The organism is Flavobacterium notoginsengisoli (genome assembly GCF_014207905.1).
In the GTDB taxonomy this organism is placed as follows: Bacteria; Bacteroidota; Bacteroidia; order Flavobacteriales; family Flavobacteriaceae; genus Flavobacterium; species Flavobacterium notoginsengisoli_A.
The window spans coordinates 1,291,539-1,316,681 of record NZ_JACHLB010000001.1 but is presented as its reverse complement, the minus strand read 5'-3'; the positions used below and the strand labels follow the sequence as shown (position 1 = coordinate 1,316,681).

Here is a 25,143-nt window from a genome sequence, read left to right as displayed (position 1 = left end):
TTATTGAGAAATATAAGAATTCAAATGCTGAATAGTATCTTTTTGAGTTTCTATAATCGCCTTAACTACATCGCTGATTGAAATTATTCCAACAACTGTTTCATCTTCTACAACTGGCAGGTGTCGTATTCTTTTTTCACTCATCAATTGCATACAATCTTCAAGATTATCTGAAAGTTTTACTGTAAAAACATTACTTTCCATAATCTCATTTACCAAAGTTTCTTTAGAAGATTTATCCTTTAGGACAATTTTACGGGCATAGTCTCTTTCGGACAATATTCCCTTTAAAACTCCATTATCAATAATTAAAATTGCTCCAATATTCTTTTCTCCCATTACCTTTAAGGCATCATAAACCGTTAAATTAGAGAAAATCGAATAGACATTTCTTCCTTTTGCTTTAAGTATTTGATCTACAGTCATAATGAAAAATTTTTAGATTTATAAAGTTAAAACAAAAACAAACACAATCGGCAACGAAATCGATTTTTTAAAACACAACTAATTCATTTTAAACATAATACATCAAAATTCAAAATTTCAAAATTATAACGTAAAGAATGATTTTTTTTAGAATTGTTTTTTGATGAAAATTTGATTTTTTAACGTTTACAAATATTTCAATACCAATTAGTTGAAGTTGTTTATTGGAGAGATATTTTTCTATAAATATTAAAAAAATAAAAACCCTTTTCTGATTATTAAGAAAAGGGTTTTAAAATTTTATAAAAAGTGCATTTTACATGGCAACAATGATAAACTCACTTCGTCTATTTTGCATATGTTCTTTTTCGGTACATTTCACACCATCTGCACATTTATTTACTAATTGTGTTTCTCCATAACCTTTGGCAGTTAATCTGTCTTCACTAATTCCTTTTTGCACTAGCCATTTTTTTGTTGACAACGCTCTCATGTCCGAAAGAATTTGATTGCTTTCTGAAGAAGAACGACTGTCTGTATGAGAACGAATATCAAGTTTCATGTCTGGATATTCTTTTAAAAGATTCACCACTTTCATCAATTGAGGCTCTGAAGTCTTTTTTATGGTCGCTTTTCCTAAATCAAAAAAGTTCATCGGAAGGTTTAAAAGTTTTGCGACATCAACCCCAACTTTCATAGAAGCAAGTTTTACTGGACTAATAGCAACTTTTTTAATTGCAACCGTTTTTGCTGTTAAAGGAACAAATACTTTATTTAATGCAATCATTAAAGTGGTTTGTTGATCTCTTAAAATATTTACAGAAACTTCTTTGGCATTGTAATCTGTTTTTGAAGTTCGAATAGTATATTTTTTACCACATTTTACAGCTGGGAAAACATAATTTCCTTTTTCGTCTGTCGTGATTGTACCAACTGGATCAAATTTTTCGTTGAATAAAGTTAAAGCTGTATTGGCAAGGACTGCATTTGATTCTGAATCGGTTACTGTACCGCTTAAATTCTGTTCGCAAATTAATCTTCTCGTTTCTGTAAATCTATAAATATCATCTAAACCTAAACTGTTTTGTCTGTTTGAAGAAAAATAACCGCTTCTGGTTCTGCTATCAATACTGAAAGCAAAATCATCTTGTTTACTATTTACAGGTTCACCAACGTTTAAAACTTCATCATAAGTTCCGTTTGCTTTTATTCTTGAAGCAAAAATATCCAGACCGCCTAAACCAGGACGCCCGTCTGAAGCAAAATAAAGTTCATTATCTCCAGAAATAAAAGGAAATGTTTCTCTACCTTCTGTATTAATTTCTGGTCCTAAATTTTCTGGTGTTCCAAAAGAACCATCTTCATTAATTGCCACTTTATAAATATCTGATTGACCTAATGTTCCTGGCATATCAGAAGCGAAATACAAGAATTTTTCATCCATGCTTAAAGCAGGATGTGCAGTACTATATTGATCGCTGTTAAAAGGAAGTTCTCTAATGTTCTTCCATTCATCATCAATCAAATCTGCTTTGTATAATTTTAAAAGCGTAACATTTTTATCATTTTGTCCTCTTTTTCCATCCGTGAAATTATTTCTTGTGAAATACATTGTTCTTCCATCTTTTGTAAAAATTGGAGTAGACTCATTGAATTTATCTTTTTTCCTTTTTATAAAAAGTTCCGGTTTTCCAATACTTCCGTCTGGCATTAAAACTGCACTGTATAATCTCGAGAAAGATCTGTTTGTCCATTGAAAATTAGCTTTAACAACTCCTCCTGTATCGCGAGCAGAAGTAAAAATTATTTTGTTGTTATAAACTGTACTTCCATAATCTGAAAAACGAGAATTAACTCCTGCATCTGCTATTTGGAATCTTCCAGAATTTTCTTTTATTATTTCCAGATAATTTTTATCATTTCTAATTAGATCCGATCTTTTTTCTGTTGCAGCTTTTTTATTGAATTTTTCTAAAACTTCATCCGATTTACGATAATTACCCGCAGATTTTAAACATTGTGCATAACGGTAAAAATATTCTGCTTCTTGGTCTTCATTAATTAAAAATAATTGTTCATACCATTTTAAGGCACTTGTCAATTCTCCATTAAAATAATACGAATTTGCCAGACGCTTTACGACTCCTTCGTTATTACTTTCTTTTTCTATTACACTTTCATATGCTTTTATGGCATCCGCGTAAGCGTATTCCTCATATTTTTTATCTGCATATTTTACATTCATATTTGTAAATGGATTTTGAGCATTTACATTTAGAAAGAAGCTACACAGCAAAACGATTAAAATTATTTTTTTAAGTTTCATAGTTTTTATTAAAAGAATCTTGGAGATATCATTTTATTATAATTATTGAAGAAATCGAATCTTAAGAAGATTTCATGAGATCCAGAATTGTACTTTCTCAATTGAGTTGTTTCATGATCGTAACCATATCCTAAATACATTCCTTTTGTCACTTGAAATCCTGCCATCGCACTTACAGAAGCACTCCAACGATAAGCAAGACCTAAAACAAATTTATCATTGAACATGAAATTACCTGAAACATCAACTTGCAATGGAGCTCCTTCAACCATTTTAGTCATTAAGGCTGGTTTGAACTTTACATACTCTAAACGATCTAGATTAAATACGTAACCAGCTATTAAATAATAATTGATTTTTTCTTTAAAAATGGCCACATCTTCAGCATCGTAACGGTTTGTTTCGATAAAATTTGGAACAGATAATCCGACGTAAGCACGGTCTGAATGAAAATAAATTCCGGCACCTACATTTGGCGAGAACTTATTTTTCAGGTTTTGAAACATTTCATCATTTTGATCTTCCATACTCAATTTATTAACATCTAAGTTGAATAGGTTTGCAGTTCCTTTAATACCAAAAGACAAATTCCATGATTCTGAAGTTGGAATTGTATACGATAAATCTGCCGACAAAGTATTTTCATTCGTTGGTCCGATTTGGTCGTTTACCAAAGATACCCCAAGACCTAAATCGCTATTGTTTAAAGGTGTATTTACAGAAAAAGTACTTGTTTTAGGCGCTCCTTCTAATCCAATCCATTGAGTACGATACAATCCGAAAACGCTCATAACTCCTCTTGAACCTGCGTAAGCTGGATTGACTTCGATTGTGTTGTACATATATTGCGTAAACTGTGCATCTTGCTGCGCATTTGACACAATCGAAAAAAACATAAAAAATATGATTAATTTTTTCATTTTTAAAGCTTTAAAAACGGCCTAGCTTTACTAAGCCGTAATCTATATTATTTGTTGATGTATAAGTAACCTGATTCCTGATGTGGCGCTTTAGCATTGTCTTCATATTTCAGGATGTAGAAATAAGTTCCTACTGGCAGTCCATCTGTTTGTTTAATTGTTGAACGTCCGTTAGAATATCCAACAAAAACTCTATCGTTGTTATTATATCCGTCTACACTGAAAACCAATACTCCCCAACGGTTATAAATTTCTACTGTATTATTTGGATAACATTCGATACCTCTAATATAGAATCTCGTATTCTTGTCGTCTCCATTTGGCGAGAAAGCTTTGAATACTTTGATTGCACATCCATCTAATTCTACTACAGTTGGATTATCAGCCGTATTACTTGAATGATCTGATAAATCTTCTACAACAATTCCTTTATCGCTGCTTCCTTGTGCAGTAGCTTGATTTGTTACTTTAGTAAGATTGATATCTTCTTGCGTTATTTTGTAAACTGCTGAGAAATTAGAGCTGTTTGCTTCTCCAACTTCCAAAGTAATTGCTTGTCCAGAAACCACTACTCCTGTTAATGGATCTTTTACTATTACATTTTTAAGCGGAACGTTTCCTGTATTGGTTACTGTAAACGTATACGTAATTGTTTCTCCTGCATTGGCAAAACCACTGTTATTCTCATCATTAAATTCTGCCTTTTTGATAATTGCAATTGCTGGAACTTCAACAAAAACATTTAGAATCGCTGTTGAACAATTTGCTGCATTTGCTTTTTCACAAACTTGATAAGTAATTGAATAATTTCCTCCAGGCGTGTTTGGCTTAACATTTACTGTTCCGTCTGCATTCCATTCAAAATAAGTATTGTTTCCTAATGGTTTGATTGTTACATCCGCTGGATTAATCGGCTGTCCGTTTATTAGATCATTATCTAAAACATTAACAAATTCTAATGCACCGTTAATTCCGTCAGCTGTAACATTATTGTCATCTACTAATGTAATTGCATTTGATGTTGGAGGCGCAGGATCAACACTATTCAACACTGTTACTTTAACTACAGCCTGACTGCAATTTGATGTATTTGCTTTTTCGCAAATTGAATAAGTTAATTCATAAATTCCGTTTGGAGTATTTGCTACAACTGATACTGATCCGTCTGCGTTTAAAACTAAATTTGGATTTGCAACAATGGTAGCTAAAACAACATTTGAAGAAGTTGGTTTCACTCCATTTAATTTATCATTATCTAAAACATTGATTCCGGTATCAGTACCTTTTTTAGCGTCAATTGGTCCTGCAACATCATTATTAGCCTGAATCGTAAATGTTGGATTCGGATTACATCCCGAAGTCGCTGCTGGGTAGGCAACAGAAACAGTTACTGTTGGATTTAATGAAAATTCCATTTTTACTCCGTTTCTAGTTCCTTCAAATCCATCAGTTCCCAATATCCATTGTCCATTATTTAGAACCCATCCCGGCCAATCTACTCCATTTCCATTTCCGTCTACAACAGCACCAGGCCAAATTAGATTTCCGCTCAAATCTAAATTAGATTGTGTTGCTACAACATTATTTGAGCTGTCAATCCATTTTACTGTTAATTTATTATTTGTTGTAAAATTATCTGGTGTAACTGTGTAGTTAACATAAGGAACATTATTTGAACAATAGCTATTAGCAGTTACAGTCATTTTTGGCTCCGTTACCGTTACTTTTACAATATTTGAATTACAGTTTGATGGATTTAATTTTTCACAAATTGTGTATGTTAATTCATAATCTCCTGCAGGTGCATTAGGTGCAAGTATTGCATTTCCGTTTGCATCAACTGTTAAATATCCTTTTGGATCTGCTGTTGTTACTGTAAGATTTACATCTGACGGCACTAATGCATTCCCATCTTTAGTATCGTTTGCAAATACATTAATTAATGTTTGAGAAACATTTACTCCAACCGCAGATGGAACAATATCTTGATTTGCAACAAGATTTCCTCCTGTAACTGGCACAACTATAGTAACCGAATCACAATTTGATGGATTTGTATTTTCGCAGATGCTGTACTCCACATTATAATTTCCTGCCGGCGTATTTGGCGCAACCGAAATCGTATAATCTGGGTTTAATACCAATCCAGCTGGAAGTGTTCCAACAATATTGAATGTAACTTCTCCCGGAGCTGTTCCTACAACTACTGGATTTCCATTTAGTTTATCGTTTGTAATTAATGATATTGTTGTTCCTCCAATATTTCCATTAATTGGAGTTATTGTATCTTCAACTGCATCAATAATTGGCATATCAACAATTACTCTTACTGTATTTGAACTACAATTGCTTGGATTTAATTTCTCACAAATTGTGTATGTTAATTCATAATCTCCCGCTGGTGCGTTAGCTGCTAGAATAGCATTTCCGTTTGCATCAACTGTTAAATATCCTTTTGGATCTGCTGTTGTTACTGTAAGATTTACATCTGACGGCACTAAAGCATTTCCGTTTTTAGTATCATTCGCAAAAACATTGATTAATGTCTGCGGTGCATTTGATGCTATAATTGATGGAATAAAATCTGTATTTGCAACCAATGTTCCATTATTTACTGCAACTTTTGAAATTGCAGTATCACAGTTTGAAGGATTATCGATTTCACAGATACTATATTCAATATTGTAAATTCCTGACGGAGTATTTGCTGCAACAGTTACTGTTCCGTCTGCATTTAATGTCAATCCTGATGGAATATTTACAGCTGTTAGTTTTACTTGACCTGAAACTGTACCAATAACTACTGGATTTCCGTTTAAGGTATCATTATCTATTACCGAATTTGTCGTCGTTCCTCCTACGCTTCCATTGATTGATGGCGATAAAGTTTCTGCTATTGCATTGATAATAAAGGCATCAACCGTTACTCTAACTGTATTTGAGCTACAGTTTCCTGGATTTAATTTTTCACAGATTGTATATGTCAATTCATAGTCTCCTATAGGTGCGTTAGCTCCTAAAGTAACTGTTCCGTCTGGATTCAAGACTAAATATCCTTTTGGATCTGGCGTTGAAGTTGTCAGTGTTACATCTGAAGAATTTAATGGCTGTCCGTTTTTAGTGTCATTATCAAACACACTGCCTGTTAATGTCTGAGGTGCATTTGACGGTTTAACAGAAGGAAGAACATCTGAATTTGCAACTAGAGTTCCATTGTTTACTGCAACTTTTGAAATTGCAGTATCACAATTTGAAGGATTTGTAATTTCACAAATACTATACTCAATATTATAAATTCCTGATGGAGTATTAGCTGCTACAGTTATTGTTCCGTCTGCATTTAATGTTAATCCAACTGGAACATTTACAGCTGTTAATTTTACTTGACCATCTAGTGTACCAATAACAACTGGATTTCCATTTAAGGTATCGTTATCTATTACCGAATTTGCAGTGGTTCCTCCTATACTACCATTGATTGATGGTGTTAACGTTTCTACAACTGCATCGATAATTGGCAAATCAACAGTCACTTTAACGGTGTTTGAACTACAGTTCCCTATATTCAATTTCTCGCAGATTTCATAAGTAACCTCATAATCTCCTGCCGGTGCATTAGGCGCTAATATTGCATTTCCGTTTGCATCAACTGTTAAATAGCCTTTTGGATCTGCTGCAGTCACTGTAAGATTTACATCTGATGGCACCAAAGCATTTCCATTTTTAGTGTCATTTGCAAAAACATTGATTAATGTCTGCGGTGCATTTGTGCTAACTACTGAAGGTACAGAATCTGCATTTGCCACTAAGTTTGCCGCAGTCACAGGTACAACTATTGTAACTGAATCGCAATTTAATGGGTTTGTATTTTCGCAGATGCGGTATTCTACATTATAATTACCTGCCGGTGTATTTGGCGCAACCGTAATGGTATTATCTGGATTTAATGTCAATCCAGCTGGAAGTGTTCCAACAATATTGAACGTAACTTCTCCTGGAGCTGTTCCGACAACTACTGGATTTCCATTTAATTTATCGTTTGCAGTTAATGCAATTGTTGTTCCTCCTATATTTCCATTAATTGGAGTTATCGTATCTACAACAGCATCTATAACTGGTGCTGTAACTGTAACCTGCACTTTATTGGTGCTGCAGTTTCCTGGATTCAGCAGCTCGCAGATTTCATAAGTCACTTCATAATTACCTGCCGGTGCGTTAGGTGCTAATATTGCATTTCCGCTTGCATCAATTGTCACATAGCCTTTTGGATCTGTGCCAGGAGTCAGCTTAACTTCTGACGGATCTAATTTTACTGCGTTTTTAGTGTCATTATCAAAAACATTGATAAGCGTCTGAGGTGCATTTGCTCCAACTACAGAACCTGCATTGTCCAAGTTCGCCGCTAAAACTGCCGCTGTTACCGTAACTGTTGAAGTCACTGTTGAGCAGTTTCCTGCATTTACGTTATCGCAGATTGTATATTCAACATCGTAGCTTCCTTCTTTTACGCCTTTGCCAACCGTTACCGTTCCGTCTGAATTTACCGTTAGACCAGCTGGTGCCGTTCCCGTTAGGGTAACTTCTCCAGGAGCTGTCCCGATAACCGCCTGAACTCCGTTTAGCTTGTCAGATGCGATTAGCGATGAAGTTGTTCCGCCGATGCTTCCGTTAATTGGGCCTAAATTTTCTTTCACTGCAAGGATTACTGGTGCTGTAACCGTAACCTGCACTTTATTGGTGCTGCAGTTTCCTGGATTCAAAAGCTCGCAGATTTCATAAGTCACCTCATAATATCCTGCCGGTGCGTTAGATGCTAATATTGCATTTCCGCTTGCATCAATTGTCACATAGCCTTTCGGATCTGTGCCAGGAGTCAGCTTAACTTCTGATGGATCTAATTTTACTGCGTTTTTAGTGTCATTATCAAAAACATTGATAAGCGTCTGAGGTGCATTTCCTCCAACTACAGAACCTGCATTGTCCAAGTTTGCCGCTAAAACCGCTGCTGTTACCGTAACTGTTGAAGTCACTGTTGAGCAGTTTCCTGCATTTACGTTATCGCAGATTGTATATTCAACATCGTAGCTTCCTTCTTTTACATCTTTGCCAACCGTTACTGTTCCGTCTGAATTTACCGTTAGACCAGCTGGAGCTGTTCCCGTTAGGGTAACTTCTCCAGGAGCCGTTCCGATAACTGCCTGAACTCCGTTTAGCTTGTCAGATGTGATTAGCGATGAAGTTGTTCCTCCAATGCTTCCGTTGATTGGACCTAAGTTTTCTTTCACTGCAAGGATTGCTGGTGCTGTAACCGTAACCTGCACTTTATTGGTGCTGCAGTTTCCTGGATTCAACAGCTCGCAGATTTCATAAGTCACCTCATAATTTCCTGCCGGTGCGTTAGATGCTAATATTGCATTTCCGCTTGCATCAATTGTCACATAGCCTTTCGGATCTGTGCCAGGAGTCAGCTTAACTTCTGATGGATCTAATTTTACTGCGTTTTTAGTGTCATTATCAAAAACATTAATAAGCGTCTGAGGTGCATTTCCTCCAACTACAGAACCTGCATTGTCCAAGTTCGCCACTAAAACTGCCGCTGTTACCGTAACTGTTGAAGTCACTGTTGAGCAGTTTCCTGCATTTACGTTATCGCAGATTGTATATTCAACATCGTAGCTTCCTTCTTTTACCCCTTTTCCAACCGTTACTGTTCCATCTGAATTTACCGTTAGACCAGCTGGAGCCGTTCCTGTTAGGGTAACTTCTCCAGGAGCTGTTCCGATAACCGCCTGAACTCCGTTTAGCTTGTCAGATGCGATTAGCGATGAAGTTGTTCCGCCGATGCTTCCGTTAATTGGGCCTAAATTTTCTTTCACTGCAAGGATTACTGGTGCTGTAACTTTTACTTCTACCGTTGCAGAATTACAATTTGAAGTATTTGCAACTTCACAAATTTTATAATCAAATGAATAAGTTCCTACAGGTGTGTTTGGTTTAACTTTAACTTCTCCTGTTGCAGTATCAAAAGTTAAAACTGAAGGTAAAGTCGAATCTAAACTTAAAATAACTTCATTTCTTACTACTGCATTACAATTAAGCGAATCGTTTGCTAAAACATTTGAAACAGCTGTTCCTCCCTCATACCCATTAATTGAAACTGCATCTTTATTAGCAATAATTGGACCTACAACTTTTACTGTTTGAGTACAAGTTTGAGTGTTTCCTGCTGCATCTGTAGCTGTCCAAGTTACTGTTGTGTTTCCGATTGGAAAACTTGATGGCGCATTGTTTGTTACCGTAACTACTCCACTGCAATTGTCTGATGTAACTGGAGTCCCTAAAGTTACACCAGTTGCTGTACATGAATTTGCATCAGTAGAAACTACAACTGTCGCAGGACAAATAATAGATGGCTTTTGAGTATCATTTACTGTTACTGTCTGTGTACAAGTTTGAGTATTTCCAGCCGCATCTGTAGCTATCCAAGTTACTGTTGTATTTCCAATTGGGAAACTTGAAGGCGCATTATTTGTTACCGTAACTGTTCCGCTACAATTATCAGATGTCACAGGAGTTCCTAGAGTTACTCCTGTCGCTGTACATGAATTTGCATCCGCAGAAACTACAACTGTTGCTGGACAAGTTATTGATGGTTTTTGAGTATCTTTAATAATTACTTTTTGAGTTGCAGTTTCAATGTTTCCATTTCCATCATTGAAACTCCAATTAATAGTATAATTTCCTTGTGCAGAATAAGTCAATGGATCGCTAGTTGTTCCTGTTACAGTCCCTGTACAATTATCTGTTGTTGTAGGAGCTGTTACTGTTGCTGAACATTCTGCTGTAATATCTGCTAAAACTGGTTTTGCAGGTTTTTCAGTATCACTCACTTTTACTGTTGAAGCAGCTGAAGTAGCTTCACATCCTGTAGAAGTATTAGTAACTTTTACTTTATAATCACCATCAGAGTTTACCACTAATGATGATGATGTTTGACCAGAAATTACAACATTATTTTTATACCAAACATAGCTTGGTGAACTTGCATTCGTTGTCGTAGTTAAAGTAGTTGTTAAACAAGCTGTTAATGTGCCTCCAATTGAAATTGTTGGATTTGGATTAGTTGTAATATTAACTACATTACTTTTCACAGTACAATTTGCAGCGTTGGTTGCGATTACATAATAACCGTTTCCTGCATTAAGATTTGTCCAAGTTAATGCAGATCCGTTACCAGATTTGGCACTTTGAATAGCAACATCATTCGAATCAAACAACTGATAATTTACATTATTTACTGAAGTCGATGAAGAAATACTTCCGTTACCACCAGGTGAAACGCAAATTACGCTTCCTGTTAATGCAAGTGCTGTTGGATTTAAAGTTGTCGCAACATTAGCTGTATTACTTGTAGAAGAACATGTAGTTGTTGCATTTGTTCCAATTACATAATAATTAGTCCCAGCAGCAAGATTAGTCCATGTCAAAGCTGATCCGTTACCTGATTTTGCAGATTGAACTGCTACATTGCTTGAATTATATAATTGATAATTTATTCCGTTTGCTGATGTTGAAGAAGTGATCGTTCCGTTTCCTCCTGGCGAAACACAAATGGTGCTTCCTGTTAAAACAAGAGCATCAGGATTTGGATTGGTTGCTACATTTACTGTAGCGCTTGTAGAAGAACATGTAGTTGTTGCATTTCTACCGATAACATAATAACCATTTCCTGCAACAAGATTAGTCCATGTCAATGCAGATCCGTTACCTGATTTTGCAGATTGAACCGCTAAATTACTTGAATTATATAATTGATAATTTATTCCATTTGCTGATGTTGAAGAAGTGATCGTTCCATTTCCTCCTGGTGAAACACAAATTGTACTTCCTGTTAAAGTAAGTACAGCAGGCAAAGCATTTACAGTTACCAAAACAGCATCAGAAAAAACCGCAGAACAATCTCCATTCTGAACAATTGCTCTGAAATAAGTATTTGCTGTTAAGTTTCCTATATTCGCGCTTGTTAATGTTGTTGAAGCAACATTAATATCAGTTCGAGTTGAAAAACCTGAATCTGTCGATTTCTGCCATCTTAAAACAGAACCGTTATTACCGCTAAGCACTAAATTAGCTGGAGAAGTTCCAGAACAAATTGCTGCTACTGATGCAATTGTTCCTCCAACTGAAGCAGCATTTATACTTAATGTAACATCTTTATTAACTGTACTCGTACAGCTTGGTGTTGCGCTTGTTGTAGTAACAGTTGTTACTCTTAATGTTTTACCGTTATTCGCTGCTGTTAAAACTACAGTTTCGAAAAATCCATCTCCAGAAGCATCAGATGTAACACCAGAAACTGATGGTTGTGCAACCCCGTCGATAGAATATGCAATAGTAGACGTAGTGTTTGGTAATAATCCTTTTAAATTGATTCTTGCAGGAGCTCCCTCACAAGTTGTTGCAAATTGTGAAATCGTTCCCAAACTTGGAACTGGACTTATTGTAATTAAAACTGACGTTGAGTTTGCTGCCGTACATGATCCACTTTTTACAACTGCTCTATAATATGTATTTGCAGTAAGTGCTCCCATTTGAGCACTTGTCAAAGTAGCATTTGTAGCACCATTAATATCTGTAAATAAACTATTATTTGTTGATGATTGCCATTGAATTGTTCCTGTATATCCAGTTAAAGTCAAATCTTGAGGAGAAGTTCCAGAACAAATAGTTTGTGCAGAAGAAACCGTTCCTGCCACTGATCCATTCCCTACAGTTACTGTTATTACATTAGAAGCAGTTGGTCCAACTCCACATGAATTGTAAGACCAAACTTTAAAATAATAAGTCTGTCCTGAAGTTAATCCAGTAACATCTACTGAAGTTGAAGAAGAACCTAAATTTCTTCCATCAAAATTTCCTACGTGAGTATTAAAAGTTGAACTGCTAGAAACAGATAATCCATAAGATGTTGCATTTGCTACAGCATTCCAATTTGCTGTAAAACTGTTACATGTTATCGCTGTTGCTGCTGTTGCAGTTGGTGTACTAGCCTGGCCAAAAACAATCGAAACGACATTACTCACATCTTTACAAGTTGCAGAAGAAACCACTCTTCTATAATAAGCTGTAGTACTTGTGCTTGGTGGATCGTAGCTTACAGCTGTTGCTCCCGAAATAGGGCTAAAGTCAATATTATTAGTACTAACCTCCCATTGATAAGTCAACGTTGAAGCTCCTCCACTACTAGTTGAACCGCCTGTTGCAGTTGAACCTGTAATAACGCCCGGATCATTCGGTGCTGTACAAAAAGAACTTGTGGAAGGTGCTGTAATTGTATTATTAGCAATAGCCGTATAAGTATTATATGTTATTGTTGATGAATTAGATGTCTTATCGTAAGTATCATTAAAAGTATAATTTATCTGAACTGGACCTACAACAGTATTGTTTAGCGGAGTAAAAGTGACAGCACCAGTAGAAGAATTATAAGTAAAAGTCCCCTTGTCTGCAACTGTCTTTGAAGTTTGAATTCCAGCCACAGCAGGATCTAAATCAACTGTCGATTTATTAATTGTACCTAAAGTATTTACAGATCCATTATCATTTGCAGTAATATCTCCAGAAGTTGCCGCTAATCCTATACAGCCAGTAAAAGTATCTGCATTAGCAACAGGAGTTAAAAGCGTAGATTTATCAACTGTAATGTTTAGATTTCGGATTTCATGAAAATTATTAGATCCCCCTGTCGAAGAAGAAATTGCAAATTTTAGATTAGAGGGTGCTTCTGTTTTATACTCGTAATTATTTATTATTAGCTCTCTTACAGTGCCGTGTGTTAAGTAAACATCAATAAAAAAACCACCTCCTGATCGTGGTTTTAAAACAACTTCCATTTTTCTAAAACCGGATTTAGAATTGTCCGTAGCATTTCTATCCCCACCTGCAACATTAAAAGAACTTGCTAAATCTGTTGTTTTCACCGAAATTAAATGCGGATACCCAGATGTACCCGTTCCAGCACCTCTTAAAGTAACATTACTAGGCATAACACCTCCTGGCGCTCCACCACTTTTCCCTTCATTATTGGCAGAAAAATTTCCATATTCGTCAATTCCGATACCCAGATACCCTTTAGAAAAACCTGTTTCTGAATTTCGTTGTGCATAACCCAAAGATCCTCCAAAAGCACCTACTGCAACGGGAGAAGCCGTTGCATCAAACAAAATAAAAGCAATACCATCGGCACCGTTTCCACTATGGGTATAGTATTCAAATGTAATAGTCATTCCATACGCAGATGGAAAAGAATACATATCCGAATAAACAATTCCTTTCTGGCTGCCTTGTCTGTTGGTTAATCGCAAATATCCAGAACCATTTGCATCATTATAGCCATCTCTTAAACCAGCTCCACCAGTTAAAAATGCAACTGGTTCACCTCCAAACAAAACACCTGGAGCCGTTGAATTTTTAAATGATTGTGAATAAGGAAATTGGGCCCTAGTTTGAGCCGTGATAAAAAATAATGAAATAACAAAAAACAGTTTAAATAAATTAAACCTTTTAAAAGTAAAGTTACGCATAGACAACTTGAGTTTGTGGAACAGAAAAACAATACACTAAAAAATGGATGATCATTTTTAGCGTATTGGTGAAATACGAAAAATTGAAATAATTGGTTTTCGAAAAATCATTAAAAATCTTGGAATGATTTCTAAATGAACATTGTAGCGCTTGGACCATAGTCATGATAGGTTCAATACACAAAATCGTGTTTTAAGTTTATAAAAATGTAGTTTTGGAAGGACGAAAGTAAATAAATGATGAAGCATCAAATACATTACTCGATAAACTGCACATAAACTCGTCAAAAAGCAATATTTAACAACTGTTGAGTGTTAATTATAACAAAAAAAGATAATAATTTGATAATAAAAAGGTTAGTAGACGTTAAAGAATTGCAAATAAATCATTTCTTACAGAAAATATTGACAATTATTTAATAAATTGTAAGAATTAAAAAATAATCTTTTATTTACAGAAAAAATATTAAATCAATGAATATCAAATAGTTAGTTTTTAAAATATTTTTTAAAAGTATTATTCCAAAAATTTGATATTTCGTTTTAATCCGTCGAATTTTGTTCTTTTAATTGGAGAATTTTTGAAAACAAGTTTAAAGGTTTCTTCTGTTATTTCAATCCAATCTTTTTTACTAAAAGAAAGCAATTCAGGATTAGGATTAAACAACGGTTCTGAATGAGGTTTAGAAAATCTATTCCATGGACAAACATCTTGACAAGTATCGCAGCCAAACATCCATTCATCAAATTTTCCTTTCATTTCATAAGGAAGATTTTCTTTTAATTCGATGGTATAATAAGAAATGCATTTGCTGCCATCAACAATATAAGGCGCAACAATCGCCTGCGTAGGACAAGCGTCTATACAAGCTGTACAAGAACCACAATGGTCTGTAACTGCATGATCATATTCTAAGTCTAAATCTATAATAAGTTCGGCTATGAAGTAAAAAGAACCGACTTTTTGGGTTATTAAATTACTATTTTTTCCGATCCATCCCAGACCGCTTTTTGCTGCCCAAGCCTTATCTAAAACAGGCGCTGAATCAACAAAAGCACGACCAGAAACGTCTCCTATATTTTCTTGAATAGAATGTAGAAACTCTTTTAATTTATCCTTAATAACAAAATGATAATCCTGCCCATAAGCATATTTTGAAATCTTAAAGCTTTCATCATTTTGCTTAACTTCTGGAAAATAGTTTAACAAAAGTGAAACCACACTCTTCCCATCCTCTACTAACAACGTTGGGTCTAATCGTTTATCAAAATGGTTTTCCATATAAGCCATTTGTCCATTCCGATTATTTTTTAACCAGTTTTCTAGTCTTGGTGCTTCCTTTTCGAGAAATCCAGCCTTCGATATTCCACAAGATAAAAAACCAAGTCTTTTGGCTTCTTCCTTTATAAATTTTGAATATTTTTCTTTAGAATTAATCATTATCTTTCAGAAAACACGACTTTAACACCAACAGGTTTTAAGGTAATTAGAGGATTAAAATTGACCTCTGTACTCACAGATTTAATTTTGTATTTTTTAATAATATATGCAATAGCAAGGCCCATTTCGTAAATAGCAAAACCTGCTCCAATACACATTCTTGGTCCAGCTCCAAATGGGTAAAAATATTGCATAGAATGCTTTTTCTCTTCTCCTAAAAAACGCTCAGGATTAAAAATATCGGGATTGTCCCAATACTTTGGATTACGATGCAATTCATAAAAAGAAACACCTATTAGAGTTCCACTTTTTATATTGAACTGCCCCAAACTATCATCTTCAACATTCTGTCTATCTGTAATCCAAGCAGGTGGATATAATCTCATAGATTCATTTAAAACAGCATTGGTATACACCATTTTTTGGAGTTGCTCTATGACATCATCAGTTTGTTCTTCAATTTTACTAATTTCATCAAACACTTTTTGTTGAACATCAGGATGGTTTCCTAATAAGTGCAATGTAAATGTTAAAGCATTTGCTGTAGTTTCATGACCAGCAATAAAAAGAATTTTTATCTCATCAATCAATTGCTCAACAGACATTCCTTCACCAGTATCCTCATAACGAGTTTCAAGTAGCATATTAAGCAAATCATTAATCTCTACTTTTGAAGCGACACGTTCATCAATAATTTCTCTGATAATCCGATTGTTTTCTTCTGCAAGTCCAAGATGCTTCTTGACCTGACCACTTATTGAAAACCACCACGCTTTATGAGGAAGTCTAATTTCTTTTATTAAAAAATTTTGAACTGTTTCAATGATATATTTTATTCTATCTAGTTTTTCTTCTGCTATAGAAAACTGAAACAAAGATTTAGCCACAACATTAAATGCCAATTCACTCATTACAGGAAAAAGATCAATTTCTTTATCAATTTCCACATCATCTAACTCAGCTATAATTGTCGACTTCATGTTCTCGACCAACTGATTCATTTTTTGTTTGTGAAAAGCTGGCTGAATAAGTCTTCTCTGTTTTAACCAAAATTCACCATCAACTGTCAAAAGGCCTTTTCCTAAATATTTAGAAAGATAAACAGATTGAAATTTAGATTTATAATAGTTTTTTTGATTTTTCTGCAATATATATTGAGCCACATTATTATCTCTAGATAGGATAATATGCTGTGATTTTCCAATTCTTATTGAAAAAGAATCGCCAAAAATTTCAAAATATCTTTTATGGTAAGGTATCGGATTTTTACGTACACCTTCTGCATCAACAAAAAATCTAAGAATAGAAAGTTTTGGGGGATAATTATATTTTTCTTGGGTAGACATGAAATCGTAAACTAAAACAAACCACCTTGAATATTAGTATTAATTTTCCCTAGATGTTTATAAGCCTTATCTGTCACTTCTCTACCGCGAGGTGTCCTCATAATGAAACCTTCTTGAATCAAAAATGGTTCGTAAACTTCTTCAATTGTTTCACTGCTCTCGCTGACAGCAGTAGCCAAAGTAGAAAGACCAACAGGACCACCTTTAAATTTATTAATAATCGTTAATAAAATTTTATTATCCATCTCGTCAAGTCCATGCGCGTCAACATTTAATGCTTTCAAAGCATATCTAGATATTTCTAAATCGATAGTTCCGTTTCCTTTAATTTGTGCAAAGTCACGAACTCTACGAAGTAAAGCATTTGCGATACGAGGTGTTCCTCTACTACGACCCGCAATTTCAATTGCAGCATCCAATGCAATTGGCATTTTTAGTATTGAGGCACTTCTTTCAACGATAGTTGTTAAAAGTTCGGTTGTATAATATTGTAATCGTGAAGAAATTCCAAAACGTGCACGCATCGGTGCTGTTAATAATCCAGATCTAGTTGTTGCACCAATCAATGTAAACGGATTCAAATTGATTTGAACAGTCCTTGCATTTGGACCAGATTCTATCATAATATCTATTTTGAAATCTTCCATTGCAGAATATAGATATTCTTCTACTACTGGACTAAGACGATGAATTTCATCAATAAACAAAACATCTCTTTCATCCAGATTAGTTAATAAACCAGCCAAATCACCAGGCTTATCTAAAACAGGACCTGAAGTAATTTTAATACCAACTTGTAATTCATTGGCAAGGATATTTGCTAATGTTGTTTTCCCTAAACCTGGAGGCCCATGAAATAAAGCATGATCAAGTGCTTCACCTCTTTGATTAGCGGCGGCAACAAATACTTTTAAATTTTCTAAAACTTGATCTTGTCCTGCAAAATCATCAAATGATAGCGGACGCAGTCTTTTCTCAAGATCTAATTCTTCCGAATTATACCCTTTTGTAGTAGGATCTAGATTTTCATTCATCTTACAAAGATATAGAAACTAATTAGTTTTGTAAAATTGTAAAACTGAAGGTTTAAAATTTTAACTAATAAAAAAGACCGTCATCTCTGACGGTCTCTTAAAATATTTTTAGTGGTGTAAAACTTCTTCACCTTCTTTCATTGGTACATTTTGAGGAACAAAATCTACATCATGATTTGGGTTACTATAGTCATACGGCCAACGGTATACGTGAGGAATTTCTCCTGGCCAGTTTCCGTGAATATGCTCAACTGGAGTAGTCCACTCTAAAGTTGTAGATTTCCAAGGATTCTGAGTTGCTTTTTTACCGTAGAAAATACTACTAAAGAAGTTATATAAGAACACTAATTGGAATGCACCTCCCACAAGAGCGAATGTTGTAATTAAAACATTCACATTTTGTAAATCATCAAATAATGGGAAGTTAGTATTTGTATAGTAACGTCTTGGTAAACCAGCTAATCCGATAAAGTGCATTGGGAAGAAAACTCCATAAGCACAAACTGCTGTAATCCAGAAGTGAATATAACCTAAGTTTTTGTTTAACATTCTTCCATACATTTTAGGGAACCAGTGGTAAATACCAGCAAACATTCCATAAAGTGCAGAGATACCCATTACTAAGTGAAAGTGAGCAATTACAAAGTAAGTATCGTGAACGTTAATATCTAAAGTACTATCTCCTAAAATGATTCCCGTTAAACCTCCAGTGATGAAAGTTGAAACCATTCCGATAGAGAATAACATTGCAGGGTTGAATTGTAAGTTACCTTTCCATAAAGTTGTAATCCAGTTGAATGCTTTTACAGCAGATGGAATTGCAATCAATAAAGTTGTAAAAGTAAATACAGATCCTAAGAAAGGATTCATCCCAGAAATAAACATGTGGTGACCCCATACAATAGTAGATAAGAACGCAATTGCAAGAACCGACATAATCATCGCTCTGTATCCAAAAATTGGTTTACGAGCATTCGTAGCCATAATTTCAGAAACAAGACCCATCGCTGGTAAGATTACAATATAAACCTCAGGGTGACCTAAGAACCAGAATAAGTGCTCAAACAATACAGGAGAACCTCCTTGGTAGTGTAAAACCTCTCCAGCAATATAGATATCAGACAAGAAGAATGAAGTACCAAAACTTCTATCAAAAATCAATAACAAAGCTGCAGATAACAATACTGGGAACGAGATAACACCGATAATCGCTGTTACAAAAAATGTCCAGATTGTAAGTGGAAGTCTAGTCATAGACATTCCTTTAGTTCTTAAATTAATTACAGTAACGATATAATTTAAAGATCCCATCAAAGAAGACGCGATGAAGATTGCCATAGATACCAACCATAAAGTCATACCTGTTCCAGATCCTGGAATTGCTTGTGGTAATGCACTTAACGGAGGATAAATTGTCCATCCCGCAGATGCTGGTCCAGACTCAACAAATAAAGAACATACCATGATAACTGCTGATAAGAAAAATAACCAGTATGAAATCATATTCATAAATCCTGAAGCCATATCTCGTGCTCCAATTTGAAGAGGAATAAGTAAATTACTAAAAGTACCACTCAAACCTGCCGTTAGTACAAAGAATACCATTATGGTACCGTGAATTGTTACTAAAGCTAAATAAATATCATTTGCCATTACACCATCAGGTGCAAATTTATCTCCTAATAAAACATTAAATATCTTAAAAGACTCTTCTGGCCACGCTAATTGCATTCTAAAAAGCAAAGACATTGCGATACCAATGATTCCCATAATAATACCAGTAATCAAGTATTGTTTAGCAATCATTTTATGATCAATACTAAAAATATATTTAGTAATGAACGTATCTTTATGATGATGTTCGTGCTCGTGATCGTGTCCGTGATCGTGATCGTGCGCTTCTGCTGACATATATGTGTACTTTAAATTTTCTAAATTATATTATTTCATTGCAACTTTAGCTACCGCCGCTTTTACAGTATCAACAACTGCTTTCACAGTATCAATTACTTTAGTAGCACTATCTGTAGCTGGTGCAGTTCCTTCAGCTGGTTTTTCAGCCGCCGCAGCTGCTTTAATATCTTGAGCTAAAGTTGTTTTCTCACTTAACCATTTTTTATAATCCTCAGGAGTATCAACAACAACTTTCATTTGCATATTGTAGTGAGAAGCTCCACAGATTTTATTACATAATAATAAGTAATCAAATGTATAAGGATCTAAAGCTGTACCACCTTTTTTAACTAACTCAACGCTTTTTTCAGCTCTAAGTTTATTAATATGTGCAACTTTTTCAACCATAAATGGTAATTCTCTATATTCTGCTGTAGTATAAGTTGGAACAAAAGCAAATTCAGTAACCATACCTGGCACACAGTTCATTTGAGCTCTAAAGTGAGGGAAATATGCTGAGTGCAAAACGTCTTGAGAACGCATTTTAAAATGAACTTTTTTCCCTTTAGGTATATGTAATTCAGAAACTACAATATCATCTTGAGAGTTTTTATCAGACATATCAACACCTAAAGTATTAACACCTTCAATTAATCTCACGTTTGCTTTACCTAACGTATTATCAGCTCCCGCATATCTTGCAGTCCATTTAAACTGTTGAGCATATAATTCAATTTCAATAACATCTTCATCTTTATCAACAAACATAATGTTATTCCAAGCGTACAATCCATAAAGAATTAAACATGCTAAAACTACAGAAGGAATAATACTCCAGATAGCTTCTAATTTATTACTATCAGCAAAGAATAAAGCCTTTCTGTCTTTATGTCCTCTATTTTTAAAAGAAAACCAATATAATAAACCTTGCGTAATAACTTGAACAGTAAAAATTAAAACCCAAGTAATATTCATTAAATTATCTACTAAAAGTCCATGCTCTGACGCAGGAGTATGAAGTGCTAAATTACCCCATTTTAGTAAACCATAAATAGTAAATATATAAATGAAAGCTAAAAAGCCAAACATAATATATCCCTGAACGTTATTGTCATTATCTGATGCAACCTGAGAATCGTCCGAAGATGCTCCTACTTGCGTAAGATCAAAAATCTTGGTCAATTGCCATAATGCAACTGCTAATAAAACTAAAACTATAATTACCAACAAACTTGTCATCTGTTTACTTCTTTAAATATTAATAATGAAAATGTTTACTTTCTTCAATGAAAGGATTTCTTTTTGCAAGCAAAGGAGATTTAGTTAATGCAGTAAATACAACAAATATAAATAGACCTAAGAAGAAAAGAATCGATGCAATTTCAGGAACTCCAATAAACCACTTATCTCCAACTGTTCCAGGCATAATCATATTAAAGAAATCAACATAATGACCTAATAATATTACAATACCTGCCATTACAACAACCCAGTTAAGACGTTTGAAATCAGTATTAATTAATATTAATAATGGGAAAACAAAGTTCATAACAACCGCTCCAAAGAAAGGAAGGTTATATAATTGAATTCTTGTTACAAAATAAGTTACCTCTTCTGGAATATTAGCGTACCAGATAAGCATAAATTGAGAAAACCATAAATAAGTCCAGAACACACTAATACCAAACATGAATTTAGCTAAATCATGAATATGGCTATTATTTACATATTCTAAATATCCTTTAGATTTTAAATAGATAGTAACTAATGCAATAGTAGTAATACCACTTACGAAGAAAGATGCAAATACATACCAAGCGAACAAAGTACTGAACCAGTGAGGATCGAAAGACATAATCCAATCCCAAGCCATAATTGATTCAGAAACGATAAAGAATACTAAGAATCCTGCAGAAGCTTTGAAATTCTTTTTGTAGTAAAGATCATCATTTGCTTCATCTTGAGCTAAACAGTTTTTTCTAGAAAAATGACGGTAAATATTCCATCCTAATAGAAAGATAAAAGCTCTTATAATCCAGAAAGGGAAATTTAAATATCCAGATTTTCCAGCAATAATTTCATCATAATTAGGGCTACCAGGTTTTGTAACACCTTCACCTAACCAAACAAAAATATGATTAAAATGTAATCCACATAATACTAAAATCACAAAGAAAATTACAGAACCTGCTGGTAAATAAGCAGTAATACCTTGCATAACTCTAAACAAAACTGGAGACCAACCTGCCTGAGCCACTTGTTGGATAGCATAAAAAGCTAAAACTCCCATAGAAAGTAGTAAAAAGAAAATACAAGCTACATATACTGCAGACCAAGGTTTGTTTTGCAATTGGTGCAATACATGTTCTAAATGTTTTTCGTGCTCATTTGCACCAGAAACTTCAGCATGTCCTGCTGCTTTGTGAGCGTCATGCGACGCTTCAGCAGCTTCATGATGACCTGCTTCTTTGTGAGATGCCTCCGCTTTTTCTTCATGTGCAGCACCATGAGAACCATGTTCATCTGCAGCTAGTATTTTTTCAACTTCTTGAATATCTTTTGGTGCACTTAAAAAACCATACCCAATTCCTAATAAACCAACGGCCATTAAGATGATAGAAAAAGTTTTTAATTTACTTGAAAATGTATACATATCTATTACGATCAGTTTGTTCAACAATTATAATTGGCTTTTTAGTTTCAGAACATAGTCAGCAACTAACCAACGTTCGTGAGCACTTAATTGATTTGCATGTGAACCCATTGCATTTAAACCATAAGTCTCAACGTGAAAGATACTTCCTTCAGTGATTTCTCTGTCTTTATAGCTAGGTACTCCAAGAAATTTTTCTCTTTCAACCAATTTACCTTTACCATTACCAGTTGCACCATGGCAGCTGATACAGTAAATTTCGAAAAGTTCTTTTCCTTTTCCAGAATTTCTTTCAATAGAATCCAAAGGAGATTTTAAATTAGCTTTCGCTAATTCGTAACCTGCTGTTGAATTTTCATATTCATAAGGTTCAAAACCTCTATTAATAGTTCCTGCAACAGGAAGCTGTCCTTCTTTTCCTCCTTTAAATATATTTGCTTCTGTATATGGCTCATAAGCCACAGACTCATACATATTTGGGAAATACTGATAGTTCGGTGCCGAATTATTGTGGCAAGATGAAACTAAAATAGTTATACCAACTAAAAGTGTTATTTTATATATCCTTTTCATAGCTACAATTAATTCTTTTCTATTACTTTAACTTCAACAGCTCCAGTTCCTTCAAAGAAAGAAACTAATTCTGTTTCGTTATCATTCACTGCCACTTCCATTAGGAAATGATCATCTGTTGTTCTTACATCTGGATTTTCAGCTTCTTTAAATGGCCATAATCTACTTCTCATGTAAAAAGTAATTACCATTAAGTGGGCTGCAAAAAATACAGTCATCTCAAACATAATTGGCACAAAAGAAGGCATGTTTTGTATAAAACTAAAACTTGGTTTACCTCCAATATCTTGTGGCCAATCGTGAATCATGATATAAGACATCATTGTTGTTGCAACAGAGATACCAACACATCCGTATAAAAAAGCACATATTGCTAATCTTGTTGGTGCTAATCCCATGGCTTTATCCAATCCGTGAACCGGAAATGGAGTAAAAACCTCTTCAATATGATGATGAGCAGCTCTAGTTTTCTTTACTGCATTCATCAAAACGTCATCGTCATTATAAATGGCGTATATAACTTTATTACTCATGATGTGAATCTTTACTGTTTGCTCTTTCTCTAATATAATTATCTCCAGTTCCTTTCAAAATTGTTTTAACCTCTGCCTGAGCAATTACAGGGAATGTTCTAGAGTATAATAAAAACAATACGAAGAAGAAACCAATTGTTCCAATGAAAATTCCAATATCAACAAATGTTGGTGAGAACATTGTCCAAGAAGATGGAAGGTAATCTCTATGTAAAGAAGTAACAATAATTACAAATCTTTCGAACCACATACCGATGTTTACAACAATCGAAATGATGAATGAGAACATGATACTTGTTCTTAATTTTTTGAACCACATGAACTGAGGAGAGAACACGTTACATGTCATCATCGACCAATATGCCCACCAGTAAGGTCCAGTAGCTCTATTTAAGAATGCATATTGCTCATATTCTACTCCTGAATACCAAGCTACGAATAACTCAGTGATATAAGCCACACCTACAATAGATCCAGTAATCATGATAATGATGTTCATTAACTCGATATGTTGTAATGTGATATAAGCTTCAAGATTAGATACTTTTCTCATAACGATCAACAATGTATTTACCATCGCGAATCCAGAGAAAACCGCTCCAGCAACGAAGTACGGAGGGAAAATTGTTGTATGCCATCCAGGAATTACAGAAGTAGCAAAGTCCATAGATACAATTGTGTGTACAGAAAGTACAAGTGGAGTTGCTAAACCAGCTAATACTAAAGATACTTCTTCAAAACGTTGCCAATCTTTTGCTCTACCGCTCCATCCAAAACTTAAGATAGAATAAACTCTCTTGTTAAATGGAGTAATAGCTCTGTCACGTAACATTGCGAAGTCAGGTAATAAACCAGTCCACCAGAAAACTAATGATACTGAAAGATAAGTTGAAATCGCGAATACGTCCCAAAGTAATGGTGAGTTAAAGTTTACCCAAAGAGATCCAAACTGGTTTGGAATAGGTAATACCCAGTATGCTAACCATGGACGTCCCATGTGAATAATTGGAAATAGACCTGCTTGTACTACTGAGAAGATAGTCATTGCTTCTGCAGAACGGTTAATAGCCATTCTCCAACGCTGACGGAAAAGTAATAATACCGCAGAAATTAATGTTCCGGCGTGACCAATACCTACCCACCAAACGAAGTTAGTGATATCCCAAGCCCAACCAACTGTTTTATTTAATCCCCATGTTCCGATACCGGTAGATACGGTGTAAATTATACAACCTAACCCCCAAAGGAAGGCTACTAATGCGATTGTAAATACAATCCACCATTGTTTATTTGCAGGTCCTTCAACAGGCGCTGCCACATCTACAGTTACATCGTGATATGATTTATCACCTATAACTAAAGGTTTTCTAATGGGTGCTTCGTAATGAGACGACATAATCCTTTATATTGTTTCT

At 34.6% G+C, this 25,143-nt stretch carries 13 protein-coding genes; all 13 read right to left on the bottom strand.

What is annotated here, in order from left to right; all coding sequences use genetic code 11:
• Positions 1–426 (bottom strand): CBS domain-containing protein, encoded by a 426-nt coding sequence (locus tag HNP35_RS05585; RefSeq protein ID WP_184157823.1) that lies wholly within the window; start codon positions 424–426, stop codon positions 1–3.
• Between the two features lie 316 nt (positions 427–742).
• On the bottom strand, positions 743–2,752 hold the full coding sequence (locus HNP35_RS05580; protein ID WP_184157824.1) for an OmpA family protein: 2,010 nt from the start codon (positions 2,750–2,752) through the stop codon (positions 743–745).
• 8 nt (positions 2,753–2,760) lie between these two features.
• Complete coding sequence (locus HNP35_RS05575) at positions 2,761–3,672, bottom strand: PorP/SprF family type IX secretion system membrane protein (RefSeq protein ID WP_184157825.1); 912 nt, start codon at positions 3,670–3,672, stop codon at positions 2,761–2,763.
• A 47-nt stretch (positions 3,673–3,719) separates the two neighbouring features.
• A complete protein-coding gene (locus HNP35_RS05570) occupies positions 3,720–14,255 on the bottom strand; it encodes a gliding motility-associated C-terminal domain-containing protein (RefSeq protein WP_184157826.1) in 10,536 nt (3,511 codons plus the stop codon).
• Between the two features lie 517 nt (positions 14,256–14,772).
• Positions 14,773–15,696, bottom strand: a complete 924-nt coding sequence (gene queG / locus HNP35_RS05565; RefSeq protein ID WP_184157827.1) for a tRNA epoxyqueuosine(34) reductase QueG — start codon at positions 15,694–15,696, stop codon at positions 14,773–14,775.
• Positions 15,696–17,042, bottom strand: coding sequence for a cytochrome P450 (locus HNP35_RS05560; RefSeq protein ID WP_184157828.1), 1,347 nt, complete (start codon positions 17,040–17,042; stop codon positions 15,696–15,698). The genes queG and HNP35_RS05560 overlap by 1 nt, the downstream gene beginning before the upstream one ends.
• Before the next feature lie 11 nt (positions 17,043–17,053).
• On the bottom strand, positions 17,054–18,076 hold the full coding sequence (ruvB, locus tag HNP35_RS05555) for a Holliday junction branch migration DNA helicase RuvB (protein WP_184157829.1): 1,023 nt from the start codon (positions 18,074–18,076) through the stop codon (positions 17,054–17,056).
• Positions 18,077–18,184: 108 nt separating this feature from the next.
• The gene (locus HNP35_RS05550; RefSeq protein ID WP_184157830.1) at positions 18,185–19,987 is read right to left on the bottom strand and encodes a cytochrome c oxidase subunit I; all 1,803 of its coding nucleotides are present in this window, start codon (positions 19,985–19,987) and stop codon (positions 18,185–18,187) included.
• A 30-nt stretch (positions 19,988–20,017) separates the two neighbouring features.
• Positions 20,018–21,208 (bottom strand): cytochrome c oxidase subunit II, encoded by a 1,191-nt coding sequence (locus HNP35_RS05545; RefSeq protein ID WP_184157831.1) that lies wholly within the window; start codon positions 21,206–21,208, stop codon positions 20,018–20,020.
• 19 nt (positions 21,209–21,227) lie between these two features.
• Positions 21,228–22,622, bottom strand: coding sequence for a quinol:cytochrome C oxidoreductase (locus tag HNP35_RS05540; protein WP_184157832.1), 1,395 nt, complete (start codon positions 22,620–22,622; stop codon positions 21,228–21,230).
• Positions 22,623–22,649: 27 nt separating this feature from the next.
• Positions 22,650–23,195 (bottom strand): c-type cytochrome, encoded by a 546-nt coding sequence (locus HNP35_RS05535; protein WP_116753349.1) that lies wholly within the window; start codon positions 23,193–23,195, stop codon positions 22,650–22,652.
• An 8-nt stretch (positions 23,196–23,203) separates the two neighbouring features.
• Complete coding sequence (locus HNP35_RS05530; RefSeq protein ID WP_184157833.1) at positions 23,204–23,728, bottom strand: DUF3341 domain-containing protein; 525 nt, start codon at positions 23,726–23,728, stop codon at positions 23,204–23,206.
• On the bottom strand, positions 23,721–25,124 hold the full coding sequence (nrfD, locus tag HNP35_RS05525; RefSeq protein ID WP_109191792.1) for an NrfD/PsrC family molybdoenzyme membrane anchor subunit: 1,404 nt from the start codon (positions 25,122–25,124) through the stop codon (positions 23,721–23,723). The genes HNP35_RS05530 and nrfD overlap by 8 nt, the downstream gene beginning before the upstream one ends.
• Positions 25,125–25,143 lie beyond the last annotated feature (19 nt).